The organism is Domibacillus sp. (genome assembly GCF_031181085.1).
In the GTDB taxonomy this organism is placed as follows: domain Bacteria; phylum Bacillota; class Bacilli; order Bacillales; family Domibacillaceae; genus Domibacillus.
In genome coordinates, this window is record NZ_JAPSLE010000001.1 from 78,104 (window position 1) to 97,251 (window position 19,148).

A 19,148-nucleotide genomic window follows, 5' to 3' on the forward strand; every position below is an offset into this window, starting at 1 on the left:
AACGTTTCAACCTGATTCTGCATTCTTTGAGAGAGTAAATTTTTATTCAAAAAGAAAGCCGGAAAAAGGATAAACTTGGATGGAGCTTGTTTGTCTGTCAGTAAATACGATTCTTTCACGCCGTTTTCTTTGCGGAAAAGGGGAGGATCTTTTAAAATAAAACAAAAGGTCAAAAAAGGTCAAGGGGGTTTTGAAGCATATGAACATGGAACAAATGACGTATACAATGCAGGAAGCACTGGCAGCTGCCCAGCAGAGCGCGGTTGAACGAAACCATTCAGATGTGGATACCGTACATATGCTGACAGCGCTGCTTTCAAAAGAAGATGGCCTGTTCAGCCGCATTTTTGAACGCGCCGGTCTATCAAAAGCCGCCTTCCTTAAGTTTGTCCAAAAGGAAATTCAGCTAAAGCCTGCTGTGTCAGGAAACGTGCAATACGGTGCTTACTTGTCAGGCGGGCTGAATACATGGTTTCAACGAGCGGCTGAGATGCAAAAAAAGTGGGAAGATGCATACTTATCGGTTGAACATATGGCCGCTGCGATTTTTTCAGCCGGTATGAAAACAGCCGATTTTATGAAGCAGGAAAACGTGCCAGAGAACGCAGTTTTGGAGGCTATTCATGAAATAAGGAGGAATGAAAAAGTGACGACACAAAATCCGGAATCAGGTTACGAAGCATTAGCAAAATACGGACGGGATCTGATTGAAGAAGTCCGGGCAGGAAAAATCGACCCGGTGATCGGACGGGATGAGGAAATTCGCCATGTGATCCGTATTTTGTCGCGGAAAACAAAAAACAACCCCGTACTGATCGGTGAGCCGGGCACAGGAAAAACAGCGATCGTTGAAGGGCTTGCCTGGCGGATCGTCCGTAAAGACGTGCCGGATGGCTTAAAAGACAAAACTATTTTTTCACTCGATATGAGCTCACTCATTGCCGGCGCGAAATTTCGCGGGGAATTTGAAGAGCGGCTGAAAGCGGTCTTGAATGAAGTGAAAAAAAGCGAGGGACGCATTCTCCTGTTTATTGACGAAATTCATACCATTGTCGGTGCAGGTAAAACAGAAGGGTCGATGGATGCCGGCAATATGCTGAAGCCGATGCTTGCGCGGGGAGAGCTGCACTGTATCGGTGCCACTACATTGGATGAACACCGCCAATATATTGAAAAAGACCCGGCTTTAGAGCGCCGGTTTCAGCCCGTGCTCGTCTCTGAACCAACCATTGAAGATGCGATTTCCATCCTGCGCGGCTTAAAAGAGCGGTTTGAAATTCATCACGGTGTAAATATTCATGACCGGGCGCTTGTAGCTGCGGCAACATTATCAAATCGCTATATTACGGACCGCTTTTTGCCTGACAAAGCGATTGACCTGGTGGATGAAGCCTGCGCGATGATTCGGACCGAAATTGATTCTATGCCGTCTGAACTTGACGCCGTGATGCGCCGGGTTATGCAGCTTGAAATTGAAGAAGCGGCTCTTCAAAAAGAAAAAGACCGTGAAAGTGCAGCGCGTCTTGAGCAGATTCAAAGGGAACTGGCCGACTTAAAAGAGCAGGCTGATGCGATGAAGGCCCAGTGGATGAGTGAAAAAGAAGCCATTATGAGCGTCAAAGACAAGCGGGAGGAGCTGGACCGGCTTCGCCGCGAGCTTGAGGATGCGGAAAGCAGATATGATTTAAACCGGGCAGCCGAACTGCGCCACGGTCGAATTCCGGCAGTGGAAAAAGAGCTGGCTGCCCTTGAATCGGCGGCTTCGTCCGGAAAAGACGACCGTCTGCTGCGAGAAGAAGTAACAGAAGAAGAAATTGCTTCTATCGTCGCCCGGTGGACCGGTATTCCGGTAACAAAGCTTGTGGAAGGAGAGCGTGAGAAATTGCTTCGCCTTGAAGACATTCTGCATGAGCGGGTAATCGGCCAGGATGAAGCTGTGTCTCTTGTGAGCGATGCTGTTCTGCGGGCACGAGCAGGTATTAAAGATCCGAATCGGCCGATTGGTTCGTTTCTGTTTCTTGGTCCGACCGGCGTTGGAAAAACAGAACTTGCTAAAACGCTCGCCGATGTTTTATTCGACAGCGAGGACCAGATGATCCGCCTTGATATGTCTGAATACATGGAGAAGCATTCGGTGTCGAGACTTGTCGGCGCCCCTCCGGGATACGTTGGCTATGAAGAGGGCGGACAGCTTACCGAAGCGATCCGGCGCCGTCCATATTCTGTCGTGCTGCTTGATGAAGTGGAAAAAGCGCACCCGGATGTGTTTAATATTTTGCTGCAGATGCTTGATGACGGCCGCATTACAGATTCTCAAGGCCGCATGATTGACTGCAAAAATACAGTGGTCATTATGACTTCAAATATTGGTTCATCCTTCCTGCTTGAAGCGGGTGGAGAAGAAGAGATTCCAGAAGAAGCAAAAAACAATGTAATGGCGCAGCTGCGCGGTCATTTCCGTCCGGAGTTTTTAAACCGGGTAGATGACATTGTTCTTTTCAAGCCGCTTACACGTGAAAACTTAAAAGGCATCGCCGGCAAAGTGCTTGAAGGATTGGCGGAACGCCTGCTTGAGCGCGGTGTTACGCTTCGGATAACAGAAGCGGCAAAAGAGAAAATTGCAGAGGAAGGGTATGATCCTGTTTTCGGTGCGCGGCCGCTTAAGCGGTTTGTTCAGCGTAATATCGAGACGCAGGCAGCCCGGGCGATTATTGCTGGAACGGTTTTGCCAGGAACTGAAGCTGTCGTTGATGTAGTGAATGGTGAACTTGTTGTGAAATAAGATGAAGTGTCACCTTGCCTGAAGCAATAAGGACCAAGGATGGCCGGAATATCTTTTTTCGGCTTTCATGAACAAGAATATGTCCGGCGCACGCTGTGTTACGGCTATAAAAAAAGGGCTTGTCTTATAAGCCGGTTTTCCGGCTTATAAGACGCCCTTTCTTTATGTTAAAAACATGAACATAGCCGCATTTCTACATTTTACATGCAGCGGATTTTTTTATTCTTCGAGCAAGGCTTCTTTCTTGCCCAGATCGTAAGCTTCCTGCATGACTTTCATGAACAAGCCAAAAAACGGCTCTGCCATTGCAGGTGAAAACTCAATGCCGGCTTCCTGCATTTTCTGCTGGGCTTCCGGCAGGTATTTCATTGCGATTTGCATAAATTCCATATTTTTTTCCATTATAGGATCTCCTTTTTGGCTTCAGCCAGTTCTTTCCTTCATTTTATTCAATCTGCGCAAATCGTCAAGAAAAAGAAACACTTTTTGCGCTCACAAGCCGATAAATATGCTACTATTATGAACAGAGTGCATAAAAAGAAGCAAAGGAGGCTGCCCTATGCAGTATATCATGATGTTTGTCTGGACATTCCTTTTATCTGAAATGACGGTTTATGTTATTTCCTCAATGAATGGAGCACCATTTCATTTTGAAATAGGTGTTTTCATTGCCATCGTTCTGACACTCCTGCTTATTATTGTGATCAAACTGATCCCAGATGAGCCAATTGAAAAGCATTAAAATGAAAGCGGGTTCCCATTAGACGGAATTCGCTTTTTCCTATTTAGACATTGCATTTAAAGGTGTTTTTCAGTAAAATTAGTACCAAGTCATAATAATTGCTATCACAATATGTGGTTGAAAGAAGGTGCGTTTTTTTGAACGCTGGAATATGGGGAATGGGACGTTACATTCCGGATCAAGTGATTACAAACTTTGATCTTGAAAAAAGAATGGATACTTCTGACGAATGGATTCGTACCCGCACAGGCATCGAGGAACGCCGCATTGCGGGAGATGAAGTCGGCACCGTCCATATGGCAGCAAAAGCAGCTCGAAAAGCCATTGAACATGCAGGCATTCATCCAGAAGAAATAGATTTGATTATTACAGCAACGGTTACACCGGACCACAGCTTTCCATCTGTTTCGTGTGAAATTCAGCACGAAATCGGAGCAGTCAATGCAGCCGCTATGGATATTAGTGCTGCGTGTGCCGGGTTTATGTATGGTATCATTACGGGAAAACAGTTTATCGAAACAGGTGCATACAAACATGTACTCGTTATTGGCGCAGAAAAACTGTCGAATTTGATTGACTGGGAAGACCGGAATACCGCTGTGCTGTTTGGGGACGGGGCAGGAGCTGCTGTTCTTGGGCCGGTATCAGAAGGACGCGGAATTTTATCTTTTGAGCTTGGAGCTGACGGACGCGGCGGCAAGCACTTGTATGAAGACAAATATGTTAAAATGAATGGCCGTGAAGTGTTTAAATTTGCCGTTCGCCAAATGGGAGAATCCTCTATTAGTGTAATTGAAAAAGCGGGTCTTCAAAAAGAAGACGTTGATTTTCTCATGCCGCATCAAGCCAATATCCGTATCATGGAATCGGCACGGGAGCGCCTTGGCCTGCCTCCGGAAAAAATGTCTGTAACCGTAAACCAGTTTGGCAATACATCATCTGCATCCATTCCGCTCACAATGGTAGAAGAGCTTGAAAACGGGCGGGTAAAAGATGACGACGTGATTGTCATGGTCGGTTTCGGGGGAGGATTAACGTGGGGCGCCATCGCCATGAGATGGGGACGTTAACAGCAATTTAATAAAGAGGTGAAAAATGTGGAAAAACGAAGAGTAGTAATTACCGGTCTAGGCATTGTTTCACCGGTGGGAAATACAGTAGAAGAAGCTTGGAGTAATATTACAGCAGGAAAAAGCGGCATTAAGCCGATGACCCGCCTGAATGCAGATGACTATCCTGCTAAAGTGGCGGCTGAAATCCGTGATTTTGAGCCGGAGCAATTTATAGAAAAAAAAGAAGCACGTAAAATGGACCGCTTTACACAATTTGCCGTTGCGGCGGCTAAAATGGCGGTAGCAGATGCGAAGCTCGAAATTACAGAAGAAAACGCGCCGCGCATCGGTGTCTGGGTCGGTTCGGGCATCGGCGGCATGGAAACATTTGAAACACAGTATAAAACATTTTTAGAACGCGGCTACCGCCGGGTCAGCCCGTTTTTCGTCCCAATGATGATTCCGGATATGGCCGCGGGCCAAGTCTCGATTTACCTGGGAGCGAAAGGGGTAAACTCGTGTACCGTAACAGCTTGTGCAACAGGAACAAATTCCATTGGGGATGCTTTTAAAGTTATTCAGCGCGGCGATGCCGATGCGATGATTTCAGGCGGAACAGAAGCGCCGATTACGCAAATGTCGGTTGCAGGATTTTGTGCGAACACAGCGCTGTCTACAAATCCAGATCCAGCTACAGCAAGCCGGCCGTTTGATGCTGAACGCGACGGATTTGTAATTGGTGAAGGGGCAGGTATTGTGGTCCTTGAGGAATTAGAGCATGCAAAAGCCCGCGGCGCTCACATTTATGCTGAGATTGTCGGTTATGGTTCAACAGGCGATGCTCACCATATTACAGCTCCGGCACCAGAGGGAGAAGGCGGTTCTCGTGCCATGAAAATGGCGCTTGATGATGCAGGTCTTGGCCCATCTGATATCGACTATATCAATGCACATGGAACAAGCACGCCGTACAACGATAAGTTTGAAACAGCGGCGATTAAAACCGTTTTTGGCGATCACGCCAAACAATTGGCCGTTTCTTCAACAAAATCAATGACGGGCCACCTGCTTGGTGCGGCTGGGGGTGTTGAAGCCATTTTTACTGCGCTTGCCATTCAGGAAAACACACTTCCGCCAACAATCAATCTGCAGAACCCGGATCCGGAATGTGACCTTGATTATGTGCCGAACGAAGCACGTAAAAGTGAAGTACGCGCAGCGATGAGCAACTCGCTTGGATTCGGCGGACATAACGCGACAATTGTGCTGAAACAATACAACGATTAAAAAAACAGGCCCCGGCCTGTTTTTTTTTGCTTATTTTTGCATATACATGAAGGACAAGCAGCGGAGGCGTGATAGAATGAAACTCGTTCTTTTTTTAACCGGCTTTGGCCTGGCCGTAGCAGGCGGGATTAGTTTTATTATGTATTTGAATTTACTTGCGGCAGGCATGACATGGCCTGAATACATTTCCTTTACGATTCGCCGGCCGGAATGCTATTTATTTTTCGTCGGCTGGCTGCTCATGTTTTTCGGTTTTATTGAATAAAGTAACAAAAACGTGTCGATAATGAACCCATAAAACGGTAATCAAGGAGGAATTTGATGCTGTACCTTCATGATGTGTGGGTGAACTGGTTCGAGGGAGAAGAAAATGGATGCAATGTATGCCCGTATCACGAATGGCGTAAAGACGACGGGATGATGCTGCTTGATCAAGTACCAGTTTTAATTTTACGTAAAAATGCAATGGATTTCTTTGAAAAAACTCTTTGTGAATTGCCGGAAGAGCTGCTGCAGAAAGTAGAAAGCAAAGCGTTTATCCGTAAAGGAAGCAAACGTGAAATGATGGAGTACTGCTTTATTGTTTCAGATGGAGACCGGACAATGGCTGTTGATACAAATGGATACCGGGTGCCAATTAAAAAAAGCCGCATTATGCCTCAGCATGAGTTAATTGTCCGGGAAATGGCCGACTGCCATCCGGCAGAACCGTTTTACTTCCCGGATATGGCTGAAAAAACATACAGCCTTTCAGAGCCGGCACCGGAATGGATGATTGGGTTAACAAGAAAAGAGCGGCAGCTAAAAACACTTCTGTTAATGGCTGTTGATCAGCTTATTGAATCCGACCATGAGCCGGCGTTGAAGTACTGGCTCACAGAGTGGAAGCCGGCAAAATATGAAATTATCCGGCAGATGGATTGGACATCTGCTGTGAAGATGTTTAGTGAATCAGTTGTAATGGGCTGGACTTCTGCACATGAACAGCTGTGTGCCCAGATGATTAAAGGGCGCCCGTTCTTTGAAAAAATGTATGAGCAGGAAATGAAAGTCGTAACAAGCAAATAAAAAACGTTCCGGTTTATACCGGAACGTTTTTTATTTGTGTTTGCGGCCGAGACCCATCGCATTTTCCATTTTTTTCAGCATTTTACCGGCTCTAAAGCGGGCTTTTTCAGCGCCTTCGTCTAGGATCTGGTCTAGCTCATCAGACTCAATTAATGCATAGTAGCGTTCTTGAATCGGTGCTAAATGCTTGATGACAACATCGGCTGCTGCCTGTTTAAAGTCCCCATAGCCTTTTCCGCTAAACTGCTGTTCAAGATCCGCAACCGAAATTCCTTCAAGTGCTGAGTAAATAGACAGAAGGTTTGAGATGCCAGGCTTGTTTTCCTTGTCGTACTTTACTACGCCTTCCGAATCGGTTACGGCACTTTTGATTTTTTTCTCAATTTGCTTCGGTTCATCCAAAAGCGTGATAAATGCTTTTTGGTTTGGATCGGATTTACTCATTTTTTTCGTTGGTTCCTGCAGAGACATGACCCGTGCGCCTTCTTTCGGAATACGCACTTCAGGAATCGTGAAAATATCATTGTATTTTCGGTTAAACCGCTCCGCCAAATCGCGTGTCAGCTCAAGGTGCTGCTTTTGGTCTTCGCCAACCGGCACCAGGTCGGTGCCGTAAAGCAGGATATCCGCTGCCATGAGAGGAGGATATGTAAGCAGTCCGGCTGATACCGCTTCTTTACCTGCAGATTTGTCTTTAAATTGTGTCATTCGCTCCAGCTCTCCGATGTAAGAGACACACTGAAGCATCCAGCCCGCCTGTGCATGAGCAGGCACTTCTGATTGGATAAATAGGGTTGCTTTAGAAGGATCAAGCCCTATAGCCACGTAAAGCGCTGCCAGGCTGCGGATATTTCTGCGCAGCGCGAGGCGGTCCTGCTGAACGGTAATGGCATGCTGGTCTACAATGCAAAAAAAGCAGTCATAGTCTTCCTGTAATTCGACAAACTGCCGCATAGCACCGATATAATTACCCAATGTAACAGAGCCGCTTGGCTGAATGCCGGAAAAAATTGTTTTCATCATTAGTCCACTTCACTTCGTTTCATCTTGATATGTGTTCCATTATAAATAAAACAAACTGAATATTCAAGATGACAAGAAATAAGAAGAAAACAGGGCCAGCAAGACAGCACCCTGTTCAAAGGAAGGAGGCAGCTCATTGTACGGATATTTGCGGGGCGTCAATGTGGCCGGCAAGACAAGGTGGAGAAGCATAGTTTAGCTTTTGACTACTTTGTTTAATGCTCTGAAAAAGAGTTGAATAAATTTTAAAAAATCTACGAAGCGGCCCAATAAGCGGCCGCTTTTTTAAATTATAGGTTTAAGCGTTTAAAAACGGTCTATATTATATAAGAAGCACTTAATATGGGTAAGCAAAGGAGACATGCATGAACTGGTATGAAAAGTTGAATCAATATTTTCCGATTGAAGAAATGAAGGCAAAAGAACAAATCGATGTGCTGCTCGCTGAACGCGGCGATGTTTACCATAAAGATGAAGGTCCGAACCACGTACTCATTTATGTAGAGTTTGACGGGTTTGTTTTTGTCGACTATCTTTTTGTGTCCAAACAAGCAAGGGGACAGGGACTAGGCAAAAAACTGATTGATGGATTAAAGTCGAAAAACAAACCGGTCATTCTTGAGGTTGAACCGGTTCAATATGAGGACACAGATACGGAAAAAAGGCTTCGCTTCTATGCCCGTGAAGGATTTGAACATGCTTCTAAAATCGGCTACCGCCGGCGTTCGCTTGCGACCGGACGGGAAACGGTGATGGAAATCCTTTATTGGAGCCCAAGTGGGGCAGATGAGGAAGATATTTACGAAGCGATGGTTCGGACATATCGTGATATTCATAAGTATAAAGACAAAGAAATTTACGGAGCTCCTTTCGCACCGGTAAGCGAAACCCTTTCCTTTATAGATAAAGAAGAGCGTGAGAATATTCTTGAGCCGTTTGAATCCTCACAAAAAGTTTAAAAAGGTGCAGCTTTGACGTTTAGTTGACACATTCACCGGGTACAATGTATTTGTAAGTAAAAGATAATTGTTCGTACAACTGAAAACGATATTCAATTGGCTGTTATTTCATGGTATAATACATATGTAGCCGGTTGTTGAGGAGTTTCACTTATCTATGAAATCTCCATGAACGTTCGATTCCTCAAATTGACAGGTATTATATATTTTATTTAAGGAGTGTGAATGAGGAATGGTTACACTATATACATCACCAAGCTGCACCTCATGCCGAAAAGCAAAAGCGTGGTTAGAGGAACACGAAATTCCTTACGTGGAACGCAATATTTTCTCAGAACCGTTAAGCATTGACGAGATCAAAGAAATTTTGCGTATGACGGAGGACGGAACGGATGAAATCATTTCAACACGTTCGAAAATTTTCCAAAAATTGAATGTTGATCTTGAAACACTTCCACTTCAAGATTTGTTTGAATTGATCCGACAAAACCCAGGATTGCTTCGTCGTCCGATTATTATGGATGAAAAGCGCCTGCAAGTTGGTTATAACGAAGATGAAATTCGTCGTTTCTTACCGCGGAAAGTTCGTACTTTCCAGCTGCTTGAAGCACAACGTATGGTTAACTAATTGACAAAGAAAAATTCCTGCCCGGTATGCAGGAATTTTTTATTTTTTTTAACCGTTTTAGCTTGAAGAACGCAGAAAATTCAGTTAGAATGTGCAGACACCTAAGTCTTTCTGTTTTCATTTACGCCTTGTTTATCATACAATATAAAGAAGGGATGGGGATATGTTTCCGCACCCCTGTGAACCCTCTAAATGGAAGGGAGAGACCGCATAATGGAAATTGAACGCATTAATGATAACACGGTGAAGTTTTTCATATCATATGTTGATATAGAAGAACGGGGCTTTGACCGCGAGGAAATCTGGTACAACCGGGAACGCAGCGAAGAACTGTTCTGGGATATGATGGAGGAAGTCCACGACGAAGAAGATTTTACAGTGGATGGGCCTCTTTGGATCCAAGTGCATGCACTTGATAAAGGTTTGGAAATTTTGGTTACCCAGGCAAATCTGACAAAAGACGGACAGCGTCTGGAACTGCCATTTACAAGCGATAAAATGGATGTAAATGGGCAGATTGAAGATTTGCTTGATGAACATTTTGACCGTTCAGAAGAAGACGATGCGCCGCTTGATTTTGTTCTTGCATTCCGTGATTTTGAAGACGTTATCGCGCTTAGCAATCGCGGCGGTCTCGATTACTTGACCACTTCCTTGTATGCGCATGAAAATCGTTATTATCTGTTTGTTGAGTTCGCGGACGATCGTTTCCAGGAAGAAGAAATTGATGATGCGCTCAGCATTCTGCTTGAATATACGCATGAATCCCGCATGACGATCCATACACTTCAGGAATACGGAAAATGCATCATGCCTGAAAATGTATTTGAAACCGTTCGTCAATACTTTTCATAACCAGCATCCTCTTGACATGTCAAGAGGATGCTTTTTTTGCAAAAAAAAGGAAGTGCCCTCCCGCTTGTCGAATCGTATAAAATGAAAGGAGAGGATATCTGTATGCTGTCGGCAGTGAATCGACAAGGAAAGCCGGTCGTATTGACCGGGACAGAAGCCAAGTCACTAGCTCTTCGTTTAAAAAATACTCCACATTACTGCCCGCAATGTGGTAGCCCTGTCATGATTAAAGCAGGGAATGTTAACATTCCACATTTTGCCCACATTTCCCACACTTTATGCCACTCATTTTCAGAACACGAATCTCCCAGGCATTTAGCTGGAAAAGCAGACTTATTTCAATGGATTACCCAAACAGCAGAAGCAGAATTGGAAGCATGTTTGCCAGGCGGAGGCCAGCGCCCGGACATTTTAACAGGAAATATAGCGGTTGAGTTTCAGTGTTCTTCGATTTCCGCTACTTTATTTGAGGAGCGGACAGAGAAGTATACAGCGCGTGGAATGATTCCGTTTTGGATATATGGAGGCAAGCCGGTTGAGCGGAAAGGGAGCTATGTAAAGCTGACGCCTTTTCAGCGGCTGTTTTTGCGTTTTCATCCTCAGCTGGGCTTTTATTTTTTGTCGTATGACCCTGAACGAAAAGGATTTACGCTATATAAAAACATCATTCCGCTTACGGTAACACTTTGTACAGCACACCAGCGCTTCATTCCTATTCAAGACATGACGTTTCCTCCGTCTGCTTCGGGCGGCGAAAGAGAGGTATCTGACCTGAATACCTTTTTTGATTACAGGAGGAAATGGATCGATCAGACCTGCCAGTTTGACCGGGGGCACCGACATCCTTTTCTTCAAGCGGTTTATGCATCCGGCCGTAATCCTTATTTGCTGCCGGAACACATTGGGCTTCCTGTCCGCAGCAGTATAGCGATTCGGAACCATCCGATTGAATGGCAGTTTTATCTTTTGCTGGAGCTGGAGAAGCGTCCGGCTGAAGAAATTATTCGACGCCGAATCGAGCTTGGGCATGTAAAAGAGCAGCCGCTGCCGCTTGCCGGCGGAAAAACACCGGAGATGGCTGCTGTAGAATATGCCGCGCTGCTGGATGTAATCGGAAATCCGCTTTCTTTGGACAGCCCTTCGCTCGGTGTGAAGCTGGAAAAAGAAAAAGCCTTTACAGAGGCATCCGGGAAGGCTGTTTTAGACAAGCTGATTTTTTGAGGTGAAAAACAAAGGATTATATAATAAGGAAGGAGAATGGTTATATACATAAAAGGAGGTTTTTGAAGATGGCAGAAAATGCAGTAAAACAGCTTCCGGCACGTTCCGAGGTGCCGGAGGAGCTGAAATGGCGTCTTGAAGATATTTTTGTAACGGATGAAGAGTGGGAGAAGGAGTTTAAAGCGCTTCAGACGCTTGCAGGAGAAGCCTCTTCCTATAGAGGGACCCTTGATGAAAGTGCAGAGCAGATGTATGCCTTTTTCTCCTGGCAGGATGTTCTGCTTGAGCGGATGGGCCGTCTATATACGTATGCGCATATGCGCTACGATGAAGATACTCAAAACGCTCATTACCAGGGCATGAATGACCGGGCTAAAATGCTGTATACGCAAATTGCAGGAGCGCTTTCGTTTGCCGATCCTGAAATTTTGTCGATTGACGAAGAAAAAGTAAATGGGTTTGTCGCATCCCATGAGCCGCTCCAATTGTACAAAAAAGTGCTGGATGACTTAAACAAGCAGCGTCCGCATGTTCTGTCTGCAACAGAAGAGAATTTACTGGCGCAGGCATCAGATGTATTAGGTTCATCGAGTGCAACATTTGGAATGCTGAATAATGCTGACCTGGAATTTCCGGTTATCCAGGATGAAAACGGAGAAAGTGTACAAATTACACACGGCAACTACGTGCGGTTTCTTGAGTCATCGGACCGACGTGTTCGAGAGGAAGCTTTTAAAGCCGTGTATGCCACCTATGGAAAATTTAAAAATACATTTGCTTCAACGCTATCCGGCCAGGTGAAACGGGATAATTTCTCTGCAAGTGTACGCCATTACAACAGCGCGCGAGAGGCAGCACTGTCACGTAATCATATTCCTGAAGAGGTATACGACAATTTAGTGGCTACCATTAACAAAAATCTGCCGTTGCTTCACCGTTATGTGGCGCTGCGCAAGCGGGTACTTGGTCTTGATGAACTGCATATGTACGATTTGTATACGCCGCTTGTAGCAGAAGGCAAGTTTGATGTCACGTATGACGAAGCGAAAGATCTTCTTCAAAAAGGTTTACAGCCGCTCGGAAAAGAATACATCGAGATTTTAACGACAGGGTTAGAAAGCCGCTGGGTCGATGTAGTGGAGAATAAAGGAAAAAGAAGCGGGGCTTACTCCTCCGGTGCTTATGGCACAAATCCTTACGTTCTGATGAACTGGCAGGATAATGTAAACAATTTGTTTACACTTGCTCATGAATTTGGGCACAGCATTCACAGCTATTATACACGTGCGAGCCAGCCGTATATTTATGGGGACTACTCTATTTTCGTAGCAGAAGTGGCTTCTACGTGCAACGAATCCATTTTAAATGATTATTTGCTGAAAGCAACAGACGATGAGAAAAAACGCATTTACTTGCTGAATCATTTTCTTGAAACATTCCGCGGCACGATTTTTCGCCAGACGATGTTTGCAGAATTTGAACACCTGATTCATGAAAAAGCGCAAAAGGGAGAAGCACTGACAGCAGATGGCTTAAGTGAAGCTTATTACGCACTGAATAAAAAGTATTTCGGTGATGATATGGTTATTGATGAAGAAATTGCACTTGAATGGGCACGCATTCCGCATTTCTATTATAATTATTACGTATATCAGTATGCGACAGGCTTAAGTGCAGCGATTGCGCTGTCTTCACAAATTTTAAAAGATGGCGAGCCGGCTGCCCAGCGGTACATTAATGAGTTCTTAAAAGCAGGAAGCTCTGCAGATCCAATTGAAGTATTAAAGCGTGCAGGCGTTGATATGACGGAAGCAGGTCCGATTGAAGCAGCCTGCCGTGTGTTTGAGGAAACACTGGACGAAATGGAGAAATTATTGGGTTAATTTGTAAGTTATCGCTGTCAAATCCATTATTATGTCGATTTTGTGAATTGAAGGGTCATTCCTTGCAAAAAATGTGCCACACATGGTACGATGGGGTCGTGAAGTTGATCACAAACAAACATATACCCCTTTGTTTGACCGTGAAAAATTTCTCCCATCCCCTTTGTTCGTAAGAAAGAGCCCCGCTTCGGCGGGGCTTTTTCTATTTGGATGCACTAAAAAAAACACCAGCATCCGATGCTGGCGTTTTTACTGAATATATTCCCAAAAAGTGCCGTGCTTCGTATGGATCCTGCGGACTTTTCGCTGCAGAAGCAGTTTTTTCATTTCGCATTCTGTCTGGCCGTCGGTCCAATCATAAACGCCTCTTATTTCACTTGTGGCCGCAATGCGAAAGTATTGCATAAATTCTTCAAGTGAAGGCGGGTCAAGCGGTTCTGGTATTTCTTCTAGAATTTCCTGCAGAATTTGTACGTAAATATCATAGGAATAAAGGCCGGCAATTTTAATACCTTCATCTTCAATGCGTTCATTAAAAAATACGATCGTCGGCGCTTCGTCCACATCCATTTCACATGTGACCGTTAAATCACTTTGAAAGGCTTTTGTGGCACCAGCTGAATAAATATCATTTAAAAACTCGCTTTTGTCGAGTCCCGCCTCTTCAGCACAGCGGGTTAACACAGTTATATCTGCGACATTCTCTTTATCTAAAAATAATTGCTCCTGAATTCTCCGGAGGAACTTACTGCCGGCCCGTTTTCCTTGCAGCTCAGCTGCTTTGATGGCAATAGATGCAAGAAAAGGAGATTCGATCGTCTCTTCCTCCCAGACGGATTCCTCGCAGGCAAGCCCGCTTTGCTCCACTGCAAGAAGAGGCTTAGCTGTATTCAAGGCAGTCAGCTTGCCGGTTAATACCTGCTTCAACTTGAAATAATGGCCGTATTCTACTTGCAGCTTCCGAATAAGGGGGTCGAGCGCCCAGCAATCCGGGCACAAAGGATCAATAAATACATAGAGTTCGAGCGGCTTTTGCCGGGCAGAGCAAATACGTTCAGGCAGTTGCATCGAATTCACAAAGCATCACCCTTATCATCCGGCTGGTTCACCATATGAAACGCCGTTTGTTTAAGTCGTTCAAAAAAGAAAACACGCAATTCACCGGTTAAATGCACATCATCCATTGCCGCATTCATGCACTCCAGCCAGGCTTCTGCGCGTGCTGGCGTAATAGGGAAAGGCAAATGGCGTGCCCGGAGCATCGGGTGCCCGTGTTCATCTGTATAAAGGCTTGGTCCACCTAGAAATTGAGTTAGAAATTGTTTCTGCTTTCGGGCAGTTTCGGTTAAATCATCGGGAAAAATCGGCGCAAGATCCGGATGCTGCGAAACGCGGCTGTAAAAAACGTCCACCAGTTCTGAAAGCTGTTTCCCGCCAATGATGTCGTATGGAACATTGGATTGCTCGGCCATAAACGTTACTCCTTTTTTCCTCGTAATGTATCTTCATTTTAACAAGGCTTTCGACATAAAACAAATGATAGGATTGAGGGCATATCTCCAAAACATCCCTTTTCTTTAAAAAAAACCGGCTCTACGCATTGTAGTAGCCGGTGATCTTTTTTACATAGTTTTGTGTTTCATTGAATGGCGGGATGCCGCCATACTTCTTTACGTTGCCCGGCCCTGCATTATATGCAGCGAGCGCAAGGGAAATGTCTCCATCAAACATATCGAGCATTTGGCGTAAATATTTCGTTCCGCCAAATATGTTTTGTTCTGGGTCCATTGAATCTTTAACACCGAGGTAGCTTGCAGTGCCCGGCATTAATTGCATAAGCCCTGAAGCGCCCGCGTAGCTGACGGCATTCGGGTTAAAATTGGATTCCTGTTTAATCACAGATTGGATCAATTTTTTCGGAACATTGTACTTCTCGGCAGCCCTGGTAATAATATCATCAAAATCTGTTTTAGGTGCGGCTGCAATGTCGGCGCCGGCTTTTGTGAAGAGGGCTGGTGCAGATGCTGCAGAAGAAGCGGCACTCACGGAAGCGGAGGTCCCGGCTTGAATAATTTCAAGACCCTGCGCAAGCGCCTGCTGTAAAATAGAGCCAAACACATTGCCTGTCCCAGCGGCAGAAGAAAATGGAGAAGTGGTTCCTGTTCCAGCGGCTTTAGCGACAGTCGTGTTGATCATCGTGTTGAAAAAGTTTGTATCCACGTTGTTAGTTTCCCCCATGTTGTGTAAGTGCGTGATAGAAACGGCGGATTTTATTTTCTGCCGGTGTGTAGTCAATGCCATATTTCTTCAAAATTTGATAAAAAACATCTTCTCCAGAAGCATCCTTTGCTTCATATTCAATCTCGTAATCTTCCTGCCCGAGATACGTGCTATGGTCAAACACGAGCAGGCCGCCTTCGTAAGCCATCTCTGCCCGTGTTGTTGAAAGCGTGCCAAAGTGAGCGAAACTGGCCGCGCCAGCGCGGCCAGCCGCCCGGCTGATGACTTTATTATCAGGAAGAGTGCCGGCTAAGGCGTCCTTCACTTCAAGTTGTGATAATGAAACCGTTGATTCTAAAAGACCTGTATCTGCTGGTTCTTTCAGCGTCATTTCCGCTCGTCCGCCCTTTTCACGGATGCGAAGCGCGGCGCCGGCTTCTTTAAGCAAAAAATCTGATGTATCAAAATAGTGGTTGGACTGCTGTTGAAAAGGTCCTGGATCAAAAGCGGCGACAAGCTGATCAAACTGTGTTTTTGTAACCACACATTTAAATTCAATTTCAATTTCTTCCTTCATCGTGTCCGCCTCATTTTCCATAATGTTCTTCTTTTATTGTATCCTGTTCGAACCGTGTTTGAAAGAGTAAAATGTGGTAAAATGTTTACGAAGTTTTGAATGAACGGTTGTTGTAAAGGAGAAGTGAAGAATGAGAACGAAATGGCATTTTACAAAAACAGAATGGGCAGGCGAAACGCTTCGTCTTTTATCAGAGGAAGAGGTACAGGTCACACACTTGAAGCCGGTCTCCCAGGTGATTACCGATTCAGACGCCGCGGCTTTTGTGTATCTGGCGGAAGCAGAGCCGGGATATGTTTATCTATATGTACACGAGAGTACGTGGGAAGAAGTAAAGAGAGCGATTGACGGCGGGCATCCGGTTGAAGCAGCCGGAGCGGACGGTACATTTCTGCTTGCCTCGTTTCATGAGGAAATGAGCGATCTGCTTGTCAACATCGAAGGAAACAGCAACTACGGCGAAGAAATGGTAGAGAAAGTGGAACGTGTTTTTTTCGCCGAACAGCGCTAATGGAGGACACCGTGCATGGACAACTGGGATGAGTTTTTAGTACCGTACAAGCAGGCGGTAGAGGAATTAAAAGTGAAGCTGCGCGGCATTCGCAAGCAGTTTACACTGGAAGACGACCGTTCACCAATCGAATTTGTGACAGGACGGGTAAAGCCGGTTCCAAGCATCCTAGATAAGATGGAAACGAAACGAATTCCAATGGAACGCATCCAGCAGGATATGCAAGACATTGCCGGGCTGCGCATGATGTGCCAGTTTGTGGATGATATTAAAATCGTTGTGGAGATTTTGCGCAAGCGGAAAGATTTTAAAATCGTTGAAGAAAAAGATTATATTTCCCATAAAAAACCAAGCGGCTACAGATCCTATCATGTAGTGATTGAATATCCGGTACAGACCATTCACGGGGAAAGAAAGCTGCTTGCTGAAATTCAAATCAGAACGCTTGCCATGAATTTCTGGGCGACCATTGAGCATTCGCTGAATTATAAATACAATGGCGATTTTCCGGAAGAAATTCAAACAAGGCTGCAGCGTGCGGCAGAGGCCGCTTTCCGGCTGGACGAGGAAATGTCCTTGATCCGGGAAGAGATCCAGGAAGCGCAGCTGTTTTTTACAAAGAAAAAAGAATGACTACTAAACGGCAGGGGTGAGGCAGAATGAAATTTGCGATTACATCAAAAGGGGACGCCAAGTCCAATGCATTAATGCATAAAATCCGCAATTACCTGACGGATTTTAAATTAACGTACGATGAAAGCGAGCCGGATATCGTCATTTCGGTTGGAGGAGATGGAACGCTTCTTTACGCGTTTCACCGGTATAATGGACGTCTTGATAAAACGGCATTTGTCGGGGTACATACGGGACATCTTGGTTTTTATGCGGACTGGACACCGGATGAAATTGAGAAGCTGGTAATCGCCATTGCGCGGACGCCATATCAGATCATTGAATATCCACTTCTTGAAGCGATTATCCGCTATCAGGATGGGGGTAAAGAAACACGCTATTTGGCCTTGAATGAATCAACCGTTAAAAGTGTGGATGGAACACTTGTAATGGATGTGGAAATTCGCGGCGAGCAGTTTGAGCGTTTTCGCGGCGATGGCTTGTGCGTATCAACGCCATCTGGCAGCACAGCCTATAATAAAGCGCTTGGCGGAGCTATTTTGCATCCGTCAATCCGCGCCCTGCAGCTGGCGGAAATGGCATCGATCAACAACCGTGTGTTCCGGACTGTTGGCTCACCGCTGATTTTGCCCGCTCACCATACGTGTATTTTAAAACCGGTTAACCGGCCGGATTTTTTAGTGACTATCGATCACTTAACAATTTTGCATAAAGATGTAAAATCCATTCAATATCGTGTTGCCACAGAAAAAATCCGTTTTGCCCGCTTCCGGCCGTTCCCATTTTGGAAAAGGGTGCATGATTCCTTTGTCAGCAGTTAATGGAAAGCCGTTCGAATTGTGCTGGACTGCGGATGAGGATGGACTGCTGCTCCGAACCTTTTTAGCGCAAAAGGCGATCTCCAAGCGTGCTTTAACGGATATTAAATTTACCGGCGGGCTGATTGAAGTAAATGGCTGTGAAGTAAATGTCCGCCATGTGTTATCCGCAGGAGATGCCGTACGGGTAGTGTTTCCGCCCGAATTACCATCAGGCGGACTCGAGGCGGAGCCGGTCGATCTTCCGGTTTTGTTTGAGGATGAAGCGCTGATCGCTGTCGCCAAGCCGGCGGGCATGAACACGATTCCGTCCCGCGAGCATCCATCCGGCTCGCTTGCATCCGGCCTGCTCTGGCTGTATAGGGAGCAGGGGCTGCAGGCAACGGCACACATCGTTACCCGGCTGGACCGCGATACATCAGGGATTGTCCTTGCGGCGAAAAACCGATACGTGCATCATTTAATGTCTGAGATGCAAAAGCAAAAAAAGGTGTTCCGTCAATATGAAGCACTTGCAGAAGGCATTTTTGAGCAGGCATCCGGTTTAGTAGAAGCGCCGATTGGCCGCCGGGACGACAGCATTATTGAACGAATGGTGCGTGAGGACGGCCAATATGCCCGGACGGTTTACAAAGTGATCCGGCAGTACGATGATTTTGCTCATGTGGCTGTTAAGCCGGAAACCGGGCGGACGCACCAGATTCGTGTTCATCTTGCCCATCTTGGTCATCCGCTTGCAGGCGATGATTTATATGGAGGCAGCAGGAGCCGCATAAACAGGCAGGCACTTCACTGTGGATCGCTGTCGTTTCACCATCCTGTAACAGGCTCGCCTATCGATCTTACAATGCCCATGCCAATGGATATGAGAAATATGGTTATATAGAAA

General features: G+C 45.6%; 21 protein-coding genes. 15 read left to right on the forward strand and 6 right to left on the reverse strand.

Annotation, left to right across the window (positions count from 1 at the left end; genetic code table 11):
- The first annotated feature begins 199 nt into the window (after nt 1-199).
- Nucleotides 200-2,782: an ATP-dependent chaperone ClpB gene (gene clpB, locus RIN81_RS00465; protein ID WP_309086818.1), complete on the forward strand. Its 2,583-nt coding sequence runs from the start codon at nt 200-202 to the stop codon at nt 2,780-2,782.
- Between the two features lie 219 nt (nt 2,783-3,001).
- Here clpB and RIN81_RS00470 read toward each other — a convergent pair whose 3' ends face one another.
- On the reverse strand, nt 3,002-3,184 hold the full coding sequence (locus RIN81_RS00470; RefSeq protein ID WP_242232378.1) for a ComZ family protein: 183 nt from the start codon (nt 3,182-3,184) through the stop codon (nt 3,002-3,004).
- 157 nt (nt 3,185-3,341) lie between these two features.
- On the opposite strand from RIN81_RS00470, the gene RIN81_RS00475 reads away from it, so the two are divergent.
- The 5 genes from RIN81_RS00475 to RIN81_RS00495 all read left to right on the forward strand — a co-directional run bounded on the left by RIN81_RS00475 (nt 3,342) and on the right by RIN81_RS00495 (nt 6,931).
- A complete protein-coding gene (locus tag RIN81_RS00475) occupies nt 3,342-3,524 on the forward strand; it encodes a DUF2929 family protein (RefSeq protein WP_309086819.1) in 183 nt (60 codons plus the stop codon).
- Between the two features lie 137 nt (nt 3,525-3,661).
- On the forward strand, nt 3,662-4,594 hold the full coding sequence (locus RIN81_RS00480; protein ID WP_309086820.1) for a beta-ketoacyl-ACP synthase III: 933 nt from the start codon (nt 3,662-3,664) through the stop codon (nt 4,592-4,594).
- Nucleotides 4,595-4,621: 27 nt separating this feature from the next.
- Nucleotides 4,622-5,863, forward strand: a complete 1,242-nt coding sequence (gene fabF / locus RIN81_RS00485; protein WP_309086821.1) for a beta-ketoacyl-ACP synthase II — start codon at nt 4,622-4,624, stop codon at nt 5,861-5,863.
- A gap of 76 nt (nt 5,864-5,939) precedes the next feature.
- Nucleotides 5,940-6,128 carry a YuzI family membrane protein gene (locus RIN81_RS00490; RefSeq protein WP_242232374.1) on the forward strand — a complete coding sequence of 63 codons (189 nt, stop codon included), beginning with the start codon at nt 5,940-5,942 and terminating at the stop codon, nt 6,126-6,128.
- Nucleotides 6,129-6,184: 56 nt separating this feature from the next.
- A complete protein-coding gene (locus tag RIN81_RS00495) occupies nt 6,185-6,931 on the forward strand; it encodes a DUF3603 family protein (protein ID WP_309086822.1) in 747 nt (248 codons plus the stop codon).
- Nucleotides 6,932-6,961: 30 nt separating this feature from the next.
- Here RIN81_RS00495 and trpS read toward each other — a convergent pair whose 3' ends face one another.
- A complete protein-coding gene (trpS, locus tag RIN81_RS00500; RefSeq protein WP_309086823.1) occupies nt 6,962-7,954 on the reverse strand; it encodes a tryptophan--tRNA ligase in 993 nt (330 codons plus the stop codon).
- Nucleotides 7,955-8,319: 365 nt separating this feature from the next.
- Here trpS and RIN81_RS00505 point away from each other — a divergent pair, with 365 nt between their 5' ends.
- The 5 genes from RIN81_RS00505 to pepF all read left to right on the forward strand — a co-directional run bounded on the left by RIN81_RS00505 (nt 8,320) and on the right by pepF (nt 13,500).
- The gene (locus tag RIN81_RS00505; RefSeq protein WP_309086824.1) at nt 8,320-8,913 is read left to right on the forward strand and encodes a GNAT family N-acetyltransferase; all 594 of its coding nucleotides are present in this window, start codon (nt 8,320-8,322) and stop codon (nt 8,911-8,913) included.
- A gap of 232 nt (nt 8,914-9,145) precedes the next feature.
- On the forward strand, nt 9,146-9,541 hold the full coding sequence (spxA, locus tag RIN81_RS00510; protein WP_045850634.1) for a transcriptional regulator SpxA: 396 nt from the start codon (nt 9,146-9,148) through the stop codon (nt 9,539-9,541).
- A 213-nt stretch (nt 9,542-9,754) separates the two neighbouring features.
- A complete protein-coding gene (mecA, locus tag RIN81_RS00515; protein ID WP_242232370.1) occupies nt 9,755-10,396 on the forward strand; it encodes an adaptor protein MecA in 642 nt (213 codons plus the stop codon).
- Between the two features lie 36 nt (nt 10,397-10,432).
- On the forward strand, nt 10,433-11,617 hold the full coding sequence (locus RIN81_RS00520) for a competence protein CoiA family protein (RefSeq protein ID WP_309086825.1): 1,185 nt from the start codon (nt 10,433-10,435) through the stop codon (nt 11,615-11,617).
- 68 nt (nt 11,618-11,685) lie between these two features.
- Nucleotides 11,686-13,500, forward strand: coding sequence for an oligoendopeptidase F (gene pepF / locus RIN81_RS00525; RefSeq protein ID WP_251270539.1), 1,815 nt, complete (start codon nt 11,686-11,688; stop codon nt 13,498-13,500).
- Nucleotides 13,501-13,749: 249 nt separating this feature from the next.
- Here the strand turns inward: pepF and RIN81_RS00530 are convergent, their stop codons facing one another.
- The 4 genes from RIN81_RS00530 to RIN81_RS00545 all read right to left on the reverse strand — a co-directional run bounded on the left by RIN81_RS00530 (nt 13,750) and on the right by RIN81_RS00545 (nt 16,297).
- The gene (locus tag RIN81_RS00530; RefSeq protein ID WP_309087486.1) at nt 13,750-14,568 is read right to left on the reverse strand and encodes a ClpXP adapter SpxH family protein; all 819 of its coding nucleotides are present in this window, start codon (nt 14,566-14,568) and stop codon (nt 13,750-13,752) included.
- Nucleotides 14,569-14,573: 5 nt separating this feature from the next.
- Nucleotides 14,574-14,972 carry a globin domain-containing protein gene (locus RIN81_RS00535; protein WP_242232367.1) on the reverse strand — a complete coding sequence of 133 codons (399 nt, stop codon included), beginning with the start codon at nt 14,970-14,972 and terminating at the stop codon, nt 14,574-14,576.
- 121 nt (nt 14,973-15,093) lie between these two features.
- Nucleotides 15,094-15,720, reverse strand: a complete 627-nt coding sequence (locus RIN81_RS00540; protein ID WP_309086826.1) for a lytic transglycosylase domain-containing protein — start codon at nt 15,718-15,720, stop codon at nt 15,094-15,096.
- A 4-nt stretch (nt 15,721-15,724) separates the two neighbouring features.
- A complete protein-coding gene (locus tag RIN81_RS00545) occupies nt 15,725-16,297 on the reverse strand; it encodes a CYTH domain-containing protein (RefSeq protein WP_309086827.1) in 573 nt (190 codons plus the stop codon).
- A gap of 130 nt (nt 16,298-16,427) precedes the next feature.
- Between RIN81_RS00545 and RIN81_RS00550 the strand changes: the two genes are divergently transcribed.
- The 4 genes from RIN81_RS00550 to RIN81_RS00565 are packed head-to-tail and all read left to right on the forward strand — an operon-like array spanning nt 16,428 to nt 19,145.
- Nucleotides 16,428-16,808, forward strand: a complete 381-nt coding sequence (locus RIN81_RS00550) for a UPF0738 family protein (RefSeq protein ID WP_251270537.1) — start codon at nt 16,428-16,430, stop codon at nt 16,806-16,808.
- Between the two features lie 15 nt (nt 16,809-16,823).
- The gene (gene yjbM, locus RIN81_RS00555) at nt 16,824-17,441 is read left to right on the forward strand and encodes a GTP diphosphokinase (RefSeq protein WP_309086828.1); all 618 of its coding nucleotides are present in this window, start codon (nt 16,824-16,826) and stop codon (nt 17,439-17,441) included.
- A gap of 26 nt (nt 17,442-17,467) precedes the next feature.
- Nucleotides 17,468-18,262 carry an NAD kinase gene (locus tag RIN81_RS00560; RefSeq protein ID WP_242232363.1) on the forward strand — a complete coding sequence of 265 codons (795 nt, stop codon included), beginning with the start codon at nt 17,468-17,470 and terminating at the stop codon, nt 18,260-18,262.
- Nucleotides 18,240-19,145 (forward strand): RluA family pseudouridine synthase, encoded by a 906-nt coding sequence (locus RIN81_RS00565; protein ID WP_309086829.1) that lies wholly within the window; start codon nt 18,240-18,242, stop codon nt 19,143-19,145. The genes RIN81_RS00560 and RIN81_RS00565 overlap by 23 nt, the downstream gene beginning before the upstream one ends.
- The last annotated feature ends 3 nt before the right edge of the window (nt 19,146-19,148 follow it).

Bases quoted from the DNA above. Each gene is read 5' to 3' on its own strand.
- clpB (WP_309086818.1), top strand. From the start codon at position 200: ATGAACATGGAACAAATGACGTATACAATGCAGGAAGCACTGGCAGCT.
- RIN81_RS00470 (WP_242232378.1), bottom strand. From the start codon at position 3,184: ATGGAAAAAAATATGGAATTTATGCAAATCGCAATGAAATACCTGCCG.
- RIN81_RS00475 (WP_309086819.1), top strand. From the start codon at position 3,342: ATGCAGTATATCATGATGTTTGTCTGGACATTCCTTTTATCTGAAATG.
- RIN81_RS00490 (WP_242232374.1), top strand. From the start codon at position 5,940: ATGAAACTCGTTCTTTTTTTAACCGGCTTTGGCCTGGCCGTAGCAGGC.
- RIN81_RS00495 (WP_309086822.1), top strand. From the start codon at position 6,185: ATGCTGTACCTTCATGATGTGTGGGTGAACTGGTTCGAGGGAGAAGAA.
- trpS (WP_309086823.1), bottom strand. From the start codon at position 7,954: ATGATGAAAACAATTTTTTCCGGCATTCAGCCAAGCGGCTCTGTTACA.
- RIN81_RS00505 (WP_309086824.1), top strand. From the start codon at position 8,320: ATGAACTGGTATGAAAAGTTGAATCAATATTTTCCGATTGAAGAAATG.
- spxA (WP_045850634.1), top strand. From the start codon at position 9,146: ATGGTTACACTATATACATCACCAAGCTGCACCTCATGCCGAAAAGCA.
- mecA (WP_242232370.1), top strand. From the start codon at position 9,755: ATGGAAATTGAACGCATTAATGATAACACGGTGAAGTTTTTCATATCA.
- pepF (WP_251270539.1), top strand. From the start codon at position 11,686: ATGGCAGAAAATGCAGTAAAACAGCTTCCGGCACGTTCCGAGGTGCCG.
- RIN81_RS00530 (WP_309087486.1), bottom strand. From the start codon at position 14,568: ATGCAACTGCCTGAACGTATTTGCTCTGCCCGGCAAAAGCCGCTCGAA.
- RIN81_RS00535 (WP_242232367.1), bottom strand. From the start codon at position 14,972: ATGGCCGAGCAATCCAATGTTCCATACGACATCATTGGCGGGAAACAG.
- RIN81_RS00545 (WP_309086827.1), bottom strand. From the start codon at position 16,297: ATGAAGGAAGAAATTGAAATTGAATTTAAATGTGTGGTTACAAAAACA.
- RIN81_RS00550 (WP_251270537.1), top strand. From the start codon at position 16,428: ATGAGAACGAAATGGCATTTTACAAAAACAGAATGGGCAGGCGAAACG.
- yjbM (WP_309086828.1), top strand. From the start codon at position 16,824: ATGGACAACTGGGATGAGTTTTTAGTACCGTACAAGCAGGCGGTAGAG.
- RIN81_RS00560 (WP_242232363.1), top strand. From the start codon at position 17,468: ATGAAATTTGCGATTACATCAAAAGGGGACGCCAAGTCCAATGCATTA.
- RIN81_RS00565 (WP_309086829.1), top strand. From the start codon at position 18,240: ATGATTCCTTTGTCAGCAGTTAATGGAAAGCCGTTCGAATTGTGCTGG.